At 69.7% G+C, this 12,654-nt stretch carries 11 protein-coding genes; 3 read left to right on the top strand and 8 right to left on the bottom strand.

Annotated elements, in window-relative coordinates:
- Nucleotides 1–444: 444 nt before the first annotated feature.
- Both guaA and K7W41_RS15615 read right to left on the bottom strand, forming a co-directional pair.
- On the bottom strand, nt 445–1,962 hold the full coding sequence (gene guaA, locus K7W41_RS15620) for a glutamine-hydrolyzing GMP synthase (RefSeq protein WP_224610340.1): 1,518 nt from the start codon (nt 1,960–1,962) through the stop codon (nt 445–447).
- Nucleotides 1,963–2,498: 536 nt separating this feature from the next.
- A complete protein-coding gene (locus tag K7W41_RS15615; protein WP_224610338.1) occupies nt 2,499–4,103 on the bottom strand; it encodes a peptidase associated/transthyretin-like domain-containing protein in 1,605 nt (534 codons plus the stop codon).
- Nucleotides 4,104–4,201: 98 nt separating this feature from the next.
- Here K7W41_RS15615 and K7W41_RS15610 point away from each other — a divergent pair, with 98 nt between their 5' ends.
- Genes K7W41_RS15610 through K7W41_RS15600 form a run of 3 tightly spaced genes read left to right on the top strand, consistent with a single transcriptional unit; the run spans nt 4,202 to nt 6,527 of the window.
- On the top strand, nt 4,202–5,260 hold the full coding sequence (locus K7W41_RS15610; protein ID WP_224610336.1) for an Mrp/NBP35 family ATP-binding protein: 1,059 nt from the start codon (nt 4,202–4,204) through the stop codon (nt 5,258–5,260).
- Complete coding sequence (locus tag K7W41_RS15605) at nt 5,257–5,901, top strand: helix-turn-helix transcriptional regulator (RefSeq protein WP_224610334.1); 645 nt, start codon at nt 5,257–5,259, stop codon at nt 5,899–5,901. The genes K7W41_RS15610 and K7W41_RS15605 overlap by 4 nt, the downstream gene beginning before the upstream one ends.
- An 8-nt stretch (nt 5,902–5,909) precedes the next feature.
- The gene (locus K7W41_RS15600) at nt 5,910–6,527 is read left to right on the top strand and encodes a 2'-5' RNA ligase family protein (RefSeq protein WP_318010914.1); all 618 of its coding nucleotides are present in this window, start codon (nt 5,910–5,912) and stop codon (nt 6,525–6,527) included.
- Between the two features lie 66 nt (nt 6,528–6,593).
- Here K7W41_RS15600 and K7W41_RS15595 read toward each other — a convergent pair whose 3' ends face one another.
- From K7W41_RS15595 to K7W41_RS15570, 6 genes are all read right to left on the bottom strand, one after another.
- The gene (locus K7W41_RS15595) at nt 6,594–7,688 is read right to left on the bottom strand and encodes a bifunctional 3-deoxy-7-phosphoheptulonate synthase/chorismate mutase (RefSeq protein WP_224610332.1); all 1,095 of its coding nucleotides are present in this window, start codon (nt 7,686–7,688) and stop codon (nt 6,594–6,596) included.
- Between the two features lie 433 nt (nt 7,689–8,121).
- Nucleotides 8,122–8,859: an ABC transporter ATP-binding protein gene (locus K7W41_RS15590; protein ID WP_224610330.1), complete on the bottom strand. Its 738-nt coding sequence runs from the start codon at nt 8,857–8,859 to the stop codon at nt 8,122–8,124.
- Nucleotides 8,856–9,677 carry an ABC transporter permease subunit gene (locus tag K7W41_RS15585; protein ID WP_224610329.1) on the bottom strand — a complete coding sequence of 274 codons (822 nt, stop codon included), beginning with the start codon at nt 9,675–9,677 and terminating at the stop codon, nt 8,856–8,858. Before K7W41_RS15585 ends, K7W41_RS15590 begins: the two co-directional genes overlap by 4 nt.
- On the bottom strand, nt 9,674–10,648 hold the full coding sequence (locus K7W41_RS15580) for an aliphatic sulfonate ABC transporter substrate-binding protein (protein WP_224610327.1): 975 nt from the start codon (nt 10,646–10,648) through the stop codon (nt 9,674–9,676). The genes K7W41_RS15585 and K7W41_RS15580 overlap by 4 nt, the downstream gene beginning before the upstream one ends.
- A gap of 112 nt (nt 10,649–10,760) precedes the next feature.
- Nucleotides 10,761–11,930 (bottom strand): LLM class flavin-dependent oxidoreductase, encoded by a 1,170-nt coding sequence (locus K7W41_RS15575; RefSeq protein ID WP_224610325.1) that lies wholly within the window; start codon nt 11,928–11,930, stop codon nt 10,761–10,763.
- Between the two features lie 84 nt (nt 11,931–12,014).
- Entirely contained in the window at nt 12,015–12,212 is a 198-nt protein-coding gene (locus tag K7W41_RS15570; RefSeq protein WP_224610323.1) for a hypothetical protein, read from the bottom strand.
- Nucleotides 12,213–12,654: the final 442 nt, after the last annotated feature.

Below are 12,654 nucleotides of genomic sequence, written 5' to 3'. Positions count from 1 at the left end.
GCTCACCCGGTGGGTGGGGCCGTGGGCCAGGAGAGGGGGCGGGGGGGGGCGCCATGCCCCGGCCCACGCCCCCCTGCCGCGGCAGTCATACGGACTGCCGTCCATTTCCGGAACATCCAGTTCTTTCCTGGATGTTCCCCGCCTTCGGCGCTGTGCCAGTCCAATTCCCGGAAATCCGTCTTTTTCTTTCTCCCTCTGCTGCGCAGCTGGGCCAGTCCGGTCGAAAAAATTTCGTCAGGTATGACGGAATTAATCGGAATCCGTATCAGCAATGGTGCGGACACTTTTCAAGCGTTGCGAGTGGCCCATGGAAGAAAGGTCGTCTGGCACGCCCAACTCGCTTCCCCCCCTCCCGACCTCCCCCACGAGGGGGGAGGGGAGAAACACCGTGTTTGTCAGGCCGTCCTCTGTGAAACGCTGAAACTGTCCGCACCATTGATCAGGTCATTCCCACTCGATGGTGGCGGGCGGCTTGCCCGTGATGTCGTAGACCACCCGGTTGATCTCGTGCACCTGGTTCACGATGCGGTTACTCATGGTGGCCAGGAACTCGTAGGGCAGGCGGGCCCACTCGGCGGTCATGAAGTCGTCGGTGGTCACGGCGCGCAGGGCCGCCGTGTACGAATAGGTGCGCTCGTCGCCCATCACGCCCACCGACTGAATGGGCGTGAGGATCGCCAGCGCCTGCGAGCAGCCGTCGTACAGGCCAAATTCACGCAGCCCGGAAATAAAGATGTCGTCCACCCGGCGCAGGATGTCCAGCTTCTCCTCGCTGATGGCGCCCAGGCAGCGAATGGCCAGCCCGGGGCCGGGGAAGGGGTGACGCATGCGGATGTGCTCGGGCAGGCCCAGCAGCGCGGCCAGGGCGCGCACCTCGTCTTTGAACAGGGTGCGGAAAGGCTCCACCAGCTTGAACTGCAGGTCGTCTGGCAGGCCGCCCACATTGTGGTGGCTCTTGATGTTCGCCGCGCCCTCGCCGCCCGCCGATTCGATCACGTCCGGATACAGGGTGCCCTGCGCCAGGAAATCAAAGGGGCCGTGGGTGCGGGCCTCGCGCTCAAAAGCCCGGATAAATTCGCGGCCAATGATCTTGCGCTTCTGCTCGGGGTCCGACACGCCGTCCAGCGCCGCCATGAACTCGGCGCGGGCGTCCACGGTGATCAGGTTCACGCCCAGGGGCCGCAGCGCCGCTTCCACCTGTTCGCGCTCGCCCAGGCGCAGCAGGCCGTGGTCAATAAAGACCGCCGTGAGCTTCTCGCCAATGGCTTTGGCCAGCAGCAGGCCCAGCGTGCTGGAATCCACGCCCCCGGAAATCGCCAGCAGCACGCGGCCGTCGCCCACCTGCGCGCGCACACCGTCCACCAGCTCTTCAATGATGTGCTCGGCGTTCCAGTCGCGCGCTGCGCCGCAGATGTCCAGGAAGTTCGCCAGCAGTTGCCCGCCCTTGGGGGTGTGCACCACCTCGGGGTGAAACTGCACGCCGTAGCGGCGGGTGGTGCGGTTTTCAATGGCGGTCACGGGGGTGTCTTCGGTTTCGGCCACCACCTCGTAGCCCTGGGGCAGCGCGGTCACCGAGTCGCTGTGGCTCATCCAGGCCACGAATTCGCCCTGAATGCCTGCAAACAGCTGCCCGCCGTAGCGCGTCAGGTCGGCCTTGCCGTACTCGCGTTTGCCCGCGCGCTTCACGTCGCCGCCGGCCTCGTGGGCCAGGAACTGCATGCCGTAGCACACGCCCAGCACCGGCACGTCCAGGTCCAGCACGCCGGGGGCGGGCCTCGGGGCGCCCGCGTCGTACACGCTGCTGGGCCCGCCCGAGAGCACCAGCCCCTTGGGGTTTTCCTGCAGGATGCGCTCCAGGGGCGCGCTGCCGGGCAGAATCACGCTGAAGGCCCCCAGCTCGCGGAAACGCCGGGCGATCAGGCGCGTGAATTGACTGCCGAAATCCAGAATGACGACGCTCATCGGCCCTGATTGTGTCATGCGCGGTTCTGTGGCGCGTCCGGGCGGGGCAGACGGGGGGAGGGGGAGAGGCCATGGGCTATGGGCCATGGGGGTGGAGGGAGAAGCGGCGCGGGTAGGCACCCACTCATGCGGCCTGCTGGGCATGTCCAAGCCCTGCGTGCCAGAACTGGATGGTCTCCGCCTGCCAAGCCGCATACCCAGAACTCATAAGGATGCCGGTTCATCAGTTGTAGAACAACGGGTTTACCCGACCGAAGGGACGCGCCGAGCGGCGCAGCAGAGAGGGAAAATTCCGGGCATTGGACCTGGAAGGTCCCGCGGCACAGGCACAGCCAACTCTTTTCCTGGCTGTTTTAGAAATGGACGGCAGTCCGGATCAGCTGCTGTTCCTGCTCGACTCCGCCGCCCGGCGAGGCCCTCTGATCCAGAACATGCATTCACGCATGAAGGCTGATTCTGGCCGTCGCACCAACGGCCCTCCCCATCTTTCCCTCATGGCCCATGGCCCAAAGCTCATGGCCCAAAGCCCATGACCCCTAATCGCTCAGGTCAATCGTGACGGGCTGCGTGCGCGGCACCGTTACCGTCAGGGTGGCGGGGCTCCAGCCGTCGGCCGCCACCCGCAGGCGGTAGGTGCCCGGCACCGGCAGCCGCAGCACGCCTGGCGCGCGCCCAAGGTCCTGGCCCCGGGTCAGGCCGGCGCTGCTGGGGGCCTCAATCACGCTCAGGCGGGCGTCCACCCCCGCTGCGCCCCGCACAGTCACGCGCACCTCGCAGCAGGGCGCCGTGACCGCCGGGGTGGGCGTTGAGGTGGGGGCTGTGGCCTGCGGCTGGCGGTGCGACAGCACCCACCAGCCGCCCCACAGGGCCAGCAGCGCGGCGAGGACCGCAACCGCCCGCCGAGGGCCGAACCATTCGGGCTTGGCCCACTCCGGCAGGGTGGGCCGGGGCGCGGGGGCCGGGGCCTCGCGCACCACACGCCAGGAATCGTCCTCGTCCCAGCCAATGCGAATGGGCTCGGCCGCCGTGCGCCGGGGCAGGCGGCTGGGGGCCGGTTCAGGTGGCGCCGGGGCCGGGGCCTGGGGCCGGCGCAGCGAGGCCGGCAGGCGCTCCACGTCCCGCACCGTGACCCGGGCCGCGCCCGGCGCCTCTGCTGGGGCCTCGCCGGGGGCCCAGGTGGGCAGGTCGTCCTCAAAGCCGATCTGCACTGGGGCCGGGACCGTGGCCCCCGGCGCGCGGGCGGCCTCGGCGCGGCGGGCCTCGGCCTTGCGGGCGGCGGCTGCCTGGGCATCCAGCGCCGCCTGCGCACGCCGGGCGTCGTTCTCGCGGCGGCGCCGCTCCTGGGGCGTTTCGGGGCCGCTGGGCGCCGCAGGCGGGGGCGCGGCCGAGGCTGGTCCCAGCACAATGCGCGTGCCGTCATGGACGACTGGAACGGGGTCGGGTGTCAGCGGCTGCGGGGCAGGGGGCTGAGCGGCGGCTGGTGCGGGTGCACCGGGCTCCGGCGCGCTGGGGGCCGGGACAGGCGCGGCCGGGGCTGCCGGCACTGGGGTCACCGGGATTGGGGTCACCTGAACTGGGGCCGCTGGGACGGGGGTGGGCGGCTCGGCGTCCCGGTTCAGCAGGGCCAGGGCCTGGGCCGCGCTCAGCGTGCCCGGGTGCGTGACCAGCGGCGACAGCGCGCGCGGCAGGCCGCCCAGCTCATTCAGGATCACGGCCAGCGCGTATAGATCGTCCTCGGGGCGGGCCTGGCCCCCCCACGGCAGCCCGGCCCCGGCCAGCAGCACCTGACCGTCTACGCTCCACAGTTGCGAGGCGCTGAGGCCCCCGTGCACCAGCCCGCCCCCGTGCAGCGCCTGCAGCGCCGCCAGGGCGCCGCGCGCCGTCAGAACGGGGTCGCTGGCGGGCCGGGCCTGCAGCGGCAGTTCGGTGACCACATAGGCCAGCCCGTCCTCGGCGCCGCTGTCCACGGGGGAGAGCAGGTGGGGGTGGGCCGGCAGCTCTGGCAGCAACGGGGGCGGCGGCAGCACATGCAGCAGCACCGGCATCCCCGTCAGGCGGTCCGTGGCGCGCAGGGTCTGGACCGGGCTGCTGGGGCGGCCCGGCAATTCACGCGCGGCCACATAGGGCCCTATGGACTTCACGCCCGCCAGTATAGGGCGCGTGCGCCGGGCGTCACCCGGCGCGCAGTGTGAGCCCGGAGCTTGCCGCGCCTCCCGGTTTGCGCTACTAATTGCCCCATATGCGTGACGCCGTCCTGAGCGCCCTGAGCACTGTCAACGACCCGGAACTGCACCGCGACCTGGTGTCCCTGGGCATGATTGAGCAGGTGCAGATCGAGGCGGGCGCGGTCCACGTCAAGGTCAACCTCACCACCCCCGCCTGCCCCCTCAAGGGCCAGATTGAATCGGATGTGCGCGCCGCCGTGCTGACCGTGCCCGGCGTGCAGACGGTGAACGTGACCTTTGGCGCCACCGTGCGCGCCGCGCAGCCCGCCCTGCCCGGCGTGAAGCATGTGGTGCTGGTGGGCAGCGGCAAGGGCGGCGTGGGCAAAAGCAGCGTGGCCGTGAACCTCGCCGCGGCCCTGGCGCGCGACGGCGCCCGCGTGGGACTGCTGGACGCCGACGTGTACGGCCCCAGCGTGGCGCACATGATGGGCCAGGGCGGCGCGAAAATCACCGCCAACGCCGAGCGCAAGATGCAGCCTATTGAGGCCCACGGCCTGCGCTTTATCTCCATGGCCAACCTCTCGCCCGCCGGGCAGGCGCTGGTGTGGCGCGGGCCCATGCTGCACTCGGCGGTGCAGCAGTTTGTCAAGGACGCCGCCTGGGGCGAACTGGATTACCTGATCGTGGACCTGCCGCCCGGCACCGGCGACGTGCAGCTCTCGCTGACCCAGACCATTCAGGTGACGGGCGCGGTGATTGTGGCCACCCCGCAGGATGTGGCCCTGATTGACGCGGCGCGCGCCATTGACATGTTCCGCAAGGCCAGCGTGCCGGTGCTGGGCGTCATTGAAAACATGAGCTATTTCGTGGCCCCCGACACGGGGATCACCTACGACCTGTTCGGGCGTGGGGGCAGCCGCCGCCTGGGCGAGTACCCCCTGCTGGGCGAGATTCCCCTGGAAGTGGCGGTGCGCCAGGACGCCGACGCCGGCACCCCCGCCGTGCTGGCCCACCCGCAGGCCCCGGCCGCCCTGGCCCTGGCCCAGGCGGCGCGTGTGCTGGCCGGGCAGATCAGCGTGCGGGCCGACCAGCGGGCCCTGGCCGACCTGCCGGATCAGCTGACGGTCGTATGACGGCCCTGCCCGTGTCCCCCCCCGCCAGCACCGAGCGCACCAAGACCCGGCTGCTGGAACTGGTCAAGCGCCACGGCCCGCAGACCGCCCAGGACCTCGCCGCGCGCCTGGAGGTCAGCATTCCGGCGGCGCGGCGCCACCTGGGCGACCTGCAGGAGCAGGGGCTGCTCGAAGCCCGCACCGAGCGCCCCGGGGGACGCGGGCGGCCCCAGCACGTCTTTGCCCTGACCGAACGCGGCGAGGCGGCCTTTCCCAAGACCTATTCCAGCCTGTGCGTGGATGTGCTGCGCCACATTGAGGCGCTGTACGGCGAGGACGCCGTGTTTCAGGTGCTGAGCGCGCGCAACGCAGAAATTGCCGCGCGCCTGCAGCCCGAACTGCCGCTGGACCGGCCCCTGGGCGAGCGGGTGCAGGCGCTGGTGGCCCGGCTGAACGAGCACGGCTTTGACGCTGCGGCGGGTCAGGAAGGAGAGGGGTGGACCTTTACCCAGCACAACTGCCCCAACCTGACCGTGGCGCGGCACTACGCGCAGCTGTGCGCCGCCGAACTGAGCCTGTACACCGAGTTGCTGCAGGTGCCTGTTCGCCGTGAAACCCGGATCGCCTGTGGGCAGGGCCGCTGCCACTACCGGGTCGGTTGACCGCCGCTGTGACCGAGCCTGCGCCCGAATCCGCCGCCCCCGAAAGCCCCCGGCCGCTGCCTGCTGGGGACCACTCGCGCTATTCGCTGGTGGCATGGCCCCCAGAAGCGCTGGACACCTGGATGCGCCGCGCCCAGGCGGGGCTGAACGTGCGCGGCTTTGGCCTGCCGCACTTGAACATCCGCGCGCCCTTTCACACCGACCTGGGCCCGGCCGAACTGGTGGCTGCCTGCCGCGCCGCCCTGCAGGACCAGCCCGCTTTTTCGGTGCGGGTGCTGGGCTGGAAACGGGTGCCCAGCATGTTCTTTCTGGAGTGCGAACTCAGTGAGCCGCTGCGTGATCTGCACGAGCGCATTCTGGCCGTTGGCCCCTCCAGCCGCGCCCGGCACGACGGCGCCGAGTACCGCCCCCACCTGACCCTGGCGTTGGGCGTACTCCCCTGGGCCGAGGATCTGCTGTGGGCGCAGGTGCAGGCCCTGGTGCCCCCCGTGGACCACTTCGAGGTGGAAGCCCTGAGCCTCACCCGCGAGTGGCGCGGCGAGGTGCAGGAACTGCACACTTTTCCCCTGCGGCCCGTGGGCCAGGAAGGGCTGATCCTGCCAGCCCCGGAAGCGGCGCCGAGTTAAGGGCGCGGGGGCCAACAGCAGGGGCCGGGGGACGTTGATGGTCCCCCGGCCCCACGTCGCTCGTTTCTAGACGCCCACAGGCTGCTTCAGCTGGGCCTGCAGGGCGCCGATAAAGCGCTCGTAGCCGGCAAAGTCCAGTTGCTGCTCGTTGTCGCTCAGGGCGGTGGCGGGGCTGGGATGCACCTCCACATGAATGCCGTCGGCGCCCACGGCCAGCGCGGCCTTGGCCAGCGGAATCAGCAGGTCGCGCCGGCCGGCGGCGTGGGTCACGTCCACAATTACGGGCAGGTGGGTTTCCTGCTTGGCGAGCGCCACGGCGCTGAGGTCCAGGGTGTTGCGCGTCCACTTCTCGTAGGTGCGGATGCCGCGCTCGCACAGAATAACTTCGGGGTTGCCTTCCGAGAGGATGTACTCGGCGGCGTACAGCCACTCTTCAATGGTGGCCGACAGCCCGCGTTTGAGCAGCACCGGGCGCCGGGCGCGGCCCACCTCGCGCAGCAGGGCAAAGTTGTGCATGTTCCTGGCCCCCACCTGCAGGATGTCGGCGTGTTCGGCCACGATCTCCACGTCGCGGGTGTCCATCACTTCGGTGACAAACAGCATGCCGTTGGCCTGGGCCACCTGACTGCCCAGAATCAGGCCGTCCACGCCCATGCCCTGAAAGCCGTAGGGGCTGGTGCGCGGTTTGTAGGCCCCGCCGCGCAGAATCTTCACGCCGCGCGCGGCCAGGAAGGCGGCGGTCTGTTCCATCTGCTCCTCGGATTCAATGGAGCAGGGCCCGGCGATCACCACCGGGGGCGCGTCGCCGCCAATGCGCACGCCGTCAATGTCCAGCACGGTGTCTTCCACCTTGACCTTGCGCGACACCAGCAGCTGCTTTTTGTCGTTCGATTCTTCCAGGTCCAGACTGGCCTTGAAAATCTCCTTGAAGATGGCCTTGACCGCCGCCGCCGTGAAGGGCCCCTCGTTCAGGGCCTCCAGCTCCTTGAGCTGCTGGTCCTCGCGGGCGGGGTCGTAGTGGTTGGGCCGGCCTTCCTGGGTCTTGGCGTGGCCAATCTGTGCCACCACGGCCCCCCGCTGCGACAGCAGTTTCAGCAGCTCGCGGTTAATCTGGTCCACCTCGGCGCGGAGGTCGTCAATGCTGCGGGTCGGTGGGGTCATGCTGTGCAGTGTAGGAAAGGGGGCAAAACGGCCGCGTCCACCCTGCTAGTCAAATGAAAAGAGTTGTCCAGTTCGTGCCTAGAAAGGCGAGAGGCCGAGGCAATGAACCGCACAGGTGAAGCCTCGGACCATGTGGAGTGCAGAGACGCGAGCAGGGCGCTGCGAGGTCAGTGGCCTTCGGGGATAGAAGCGCAGCCGGTGGCGAAGAGCGGGGGTTAGGCCCGGTGGTGAACTGGGGCGCTGCTATGCGTGCCGGCCGGGTTCATCAAGACGAGCGGCCCTGCAGCGGCGCACGCCCGCAGGGCCAATTCACAGCAGACCCCAGAGCCATCCTGAGGGCGACCCTCGAAGGCTCTGGGGCAAATCTGAAAGGCAGTGGCGTGGGGGTCCGCTTGTTGGCCCCAGGGCGTCTGCTTTGAGAAAGCCCTCCCTGCTACTGTAGGCGTGCTTCCAGCGCCAAGCGCACGTCCTCCAGGTCTGAGCGCACGCGGGGGCGCGGCTGGGGCAGCCGCAGGTCCTCGGTCACCACACCGCCGCTGAGCAGCAGCACGCGGTCGGCCAGTTTCAGGGCCTCGTCCAGATCGTGGGTGATCAGCAGGGTGGTGGCGCCCGTGTCATTCAGCAGGCGGTCTAGCAGGGCGTGCATGCTGGCGCGGGTCAGGGCGTCCAGGGCCCCAAACGGTTCGTCCAGCAGCAGCAGGGCGGGGCGGTGGGCCAGGGCGCGCGCCAGGGCCACGCGCTGGCGCTGCCCGCCCGACAGTTCGTGGGGGTACGCGCGGGGGCGGTCGCCCAGCCCCACCCCTTCCAGCGCCGCGCGGCCGTGGGGGCGCTCGTGCGGCGCCAGGCCCAGGGTCACGTTGTCCAGGGCGCCCAGCCAGGGCAGCAGGCGGTCTTCCTGGAACATCACCCGCACGCGGGCCGTGTCGGCGCCGTGGTCCAGCTCCACCTGCCCGGACTGAATGGGCGTGAGTCCGGCCAGCACGCGCAGCAGGGTGGTTTTGCCGCCGCCGCTGGCCCCCACCAGCGCCACCCGCTCGCCTGGGGCCAGCTCCAGATGCAGGTTGCGCAGCACGGGTGCGCCGCCGTAGGTCACGGTCAGGCCGCGCACCTGCACGCGGGCGCCGCGCCCCGCCCCCTGGGCCGCTGGTGGCGTGGGCAGCGTGGCGGTCATGCGCCCACCCGCCAGGGCAGCAGGCGGCGCTCCAGCACCCGCACCAGACTGTCGGCCGCCTTGCCGATCAGGGCATAGATGACGATGGCCAGCACAATCACATCAGTGCGGAAGAACTCGCGGGCGTCCATCGCCAGAAACCCGATGCCGCTGCTGGCCCCAAACGATTCACTGACCACCAGCGCCAGCCACGAGATGCCCAGGGCGTAGCGCAGGCCCACCAGCACACTGGGCAGCGCCCCGGGCAGGGTCACGCGGCGGAAGGTTTCCAGCGGGCCCAGGCCGTACACCCCGGCCATTTCCTTCAGGCGCCCGTCGATGCTGCTCACGCCGTGCAGGGTGTTCAGGTACACGGGGAAGAAGGTGGCCAAGCCAATCAGAAACACCTTGCCGCTTTCACCAATGCCGAACCACAGAATCACCAGCGGAATCAGGGCGAGGTTCGGAATGGTGCGCAGCATCTGCAGGGTGCTGTCCAGCAGCAGGTGCAGCGGACGGAAGGTGCCGGTCAGGATGCCCAGGGTGAACCCCACCCCGGCCCCGATCAGCACCCCAGTGCCCGCCCGCCCCAGGCTGACCAGAAAGTGGTGCCCCAGCTCGCCACTGCGGGCCAGGGCCCAGAACGCTTCCAGCACCGCGCTGGGGGCGGGCAGCACCCGGGGGTTCAGCCAGCCGGCCGCAGCGGCCAGCTGCCACAGCGCCAGCAAGGCGGCCGGCACGATCCAGCGCGCGGCTTCCTGGGTCCAGGCGGGGCGCGCAGGCACCGGGCGCGGCGCAGCGGTGACCGGCGCCCGCACGCCGGTGTCCAGCCGCGTCACTTCAGCCCCAGCCCTGCGCGGGCCTGGGCGAAGGCGGGCAGGGTCACGAAATTGGCAGCCCCCAGCTTCAGGGCGCGGGGCAGCACGTCGGCCTGGGTAAAGGCGTCGGCCAGCTGTTGCAACGGCTGCAGGTCGCCCGCGCGGAACGGCCGGATGTTGAAGGGCGCGCTGCGGGGCACGGTGACCTTCAGGACGCTCTGGGGAATCCCCAGTTCATCGCTGAACTGCTGCACCACCACGCCCTGGTTCCTGTTGGCCCAGGTGGCTGTGTCCTGCAGTTCAGCCAGCAGCACTTGCAGCGCCCGCTTTTTCTCGGGGTCCTGCAGCACGGCGCCCGGCACCAGATGGTAGCCGTGGCCGCGCCCCACGCCCTGGTGGTTTTGCAACACCCGCGCGCCGGTGGCCTGCAGGGCGGTGGTCAGGAAAGGGTCCCAGATCACCCAGGCGTCAATGCCGCCGCTCTCGAAGGCGGGGCGAGCGTCCGGGGGCAGCAGCGGCACCAGGGTCACGTCCTTCAGGTCCAGGCCCGCGCGGCGCAGCACGTTGTACAAGAAGAAGTGGGCGCTGGACCCGCGCGCCACGCCAATGCGTTTGCCCTTCAGGTCCGCCACGCTGCGAATGGCAGAGGTTTTGGGGACGATGATCGCCTCGCTGTCGTCGGAGCGGTTTTCACTGACCGCCACGTACTTCAGGTCGGCGCCGCCAGCCAGCGCAAAGACCCCGGGCGTGTTGCCCACACTGCCGAAATCCACCGCGCCTGCGTTGGCGGCTTCGAGCAGCGGTGGGCCAGCGGTGAACAGCACCCACTTGAAGGTGATGCCCTGCGCGGCGTAACGGTCCAGGGTGCCGCGCGCCTTGAGGATGTTGGGCAGGCCACCTTTCTGGTAACCAATGGTGAAGGTGACGCTCTGGGCAAGGCTGCCCAGTGACAGGGCGGACAGGGCAAGGGGAAGCAGAACAGAACGGCGCATGGGGGCTCCTTCAAACAGGGGAAAGCAAGAGGGGAGGGCGCCGGGCCGCAGCTGGGCGGCCCAGACCAGGGACGGGGATCAGTTCAGGGGTTCAGCCCTGAGAGCGTCGCGCTCAGATGGAGCGGAAGCGGCCCACCGGCTCTTTCAGCGGTTCGGCGGGTGTGGGCGTGGCGGTGTGGGTCAGGGCCTGCCCGTCGCGCGGGGTGAACACCGGGCTGGTGCGCCCCAGCACCGGAAACAGCAGTTCCGCCACCCGGTAGGCTTCTTCCAGGTGCGGGTAACCGCTGAGGATGAAGGTCTCCACGCCCACGGCCTGGTACTCGCGCAGGGCGGCGGCCACGTTCTCGGGGCTGCCCACAAAGGCCGTGCCGGCCCCGCCGCGCAGCAGGCCCACGCCGGCCCACAGGTTCTGGCCCACCCGCAGGCTCTCACGCGTGCCGCCGTTCAGGGCGCTCTGGCGGCGCTGGCCCTCGGAGCCGCTGTTCAGGAAGGCCTGGTGCGCCTGGGCAATCTGCTCGTCGCTCACGTGCTCGATCAGACGCTCGGCGTCGGCCCAGGCTTCTTCCTCTGTCTCGCGTACGATCACGTGGGCGCGCAGGCCAAAGCGCACCGTGCGGCCATGGCGCTGCGCTTCCCGGCGCACGGCCTCGAACTTCTCGGCCACCTGTTCGGGACGCTCGCCCCAGCTCAGGTACACGTCCACATGCTCGCCCGCCACCGCCAGGGCCGGTTCACTGCTGCCCCCAAAGTAGATGGGCGGGTAGGGGCGTTGCACGCTGGGCAGCAGGGCGCGGCCCTCGTGCACCTGCACATGCTGGCCTTCACGCGTCACCGTTTCGCCGCGCAGCAGCTGGCGGAACACGACCAGCCACTCGTGGGTCAGGGCGTAGCGTTCCTCGCTGCTGAGCTTCAGGCCTTCAAAGTCGAAGTTGCCGCTGCCGGTTACGATGTTCAGGTTGATGCGCCCGTTGGTGATGCGGTCCAGCGAGGCGGTCAGGCGCGCGGCCAGCACTGGCGAGAAGAGCCCTGGGCGCAGCGCCACCAGAAAGCGCAGCTGGCGGGTCAGGGCACTCAGGGCACTGGCCAGAATCACCGTGTCCTCGTTCGTGCCGCCGGTGGGCAGCAGCACGCCGTCAAAGCCCAGGGTGTCGGCGGCCTGGGCCACCTGGGTCAGGTAGGCAAAATGCGCCGGGCGGCTGGGCTGGCCCAGCTGGCGGCCGTCGCCGCCCGAAGGAATGAACCAGTACAGGCTGGGGCTGGCGGGGGTGGGGGCGTGCGTCATGGAAACCTCGTGGGGGTAGGGAAGAGCACCTGAGCTGCCAGCGGGCGGTCAGGACGGGGGAAAGTGGGTGCGTCGGGTGGAGGCTTAAGCCACCTGGGCCGCTGCGGGCAGGGCCTCTCGGGTGACGGTGGCGCGGCCCTGCAGATACAGCTGACCCACGGCCGGCGCGCCGAACACGCGCTCGAAAATCAGCACGTTCCATTCCAGCGTGCCGTGCGGCGAGGTCACCAGCAGGGTGTCAAGGGTCCCGGGCTTCCAGCGGACGTGCAGGGTCTCGGTCATGGACCGCTCCTTGGGCAAGAAAACGAAAAAAGAGGGGCCAGCGGCGCTGGGGCCAGCTGTCGTCAGCGGCGACATCGTGCAGTCGTCATAGGTTGTCCTTTCAGGGCAGCGCGTGGGCGCTCGTCCTATCGGTCCCGGGGGTCGGGCAGGCGTGAAGCACCGGGGAGGAAAATCAGAAGCCAGGCTCTGGCGTCAACAGCAGCGGCAGCGCGCGTGCGGGGGGCAGACGCAGGGGGCTGGGTTGACACGGAACTGGTTCATGGCACTCCTGGTTGCTGCGGCGTCGTCGGGCCTGTTCCCTCAGCCGCTCTGGATAGTGACCCTGTGCAGGGTTGGCCCTACCCTAAAGTAGATGACAAATCTTGTCAACTATTGTGGGTGGTGAACAAGGGTGGGCCGGTGAATGCGGCGCACCTGCGCCCGGACAAGTTCTGGGTGTCGT

The sequence above is a fragment of the Deinococcus multiflagellatus genome, from assembly GCF_020166415.1.
In the GTDB taxonomy this organism is placed as follows: Bacteria; Deinococcota; Deinococci; order Deinococcales; family Deinococcaceae; genus Deinococcus; species Deinococcus multiflagellatus.
The sequence above is the reverse complement of the archived record's forward strand: the minus strand, read 5'-3'. Positions and strand labels throughout refer to the sequence as shown.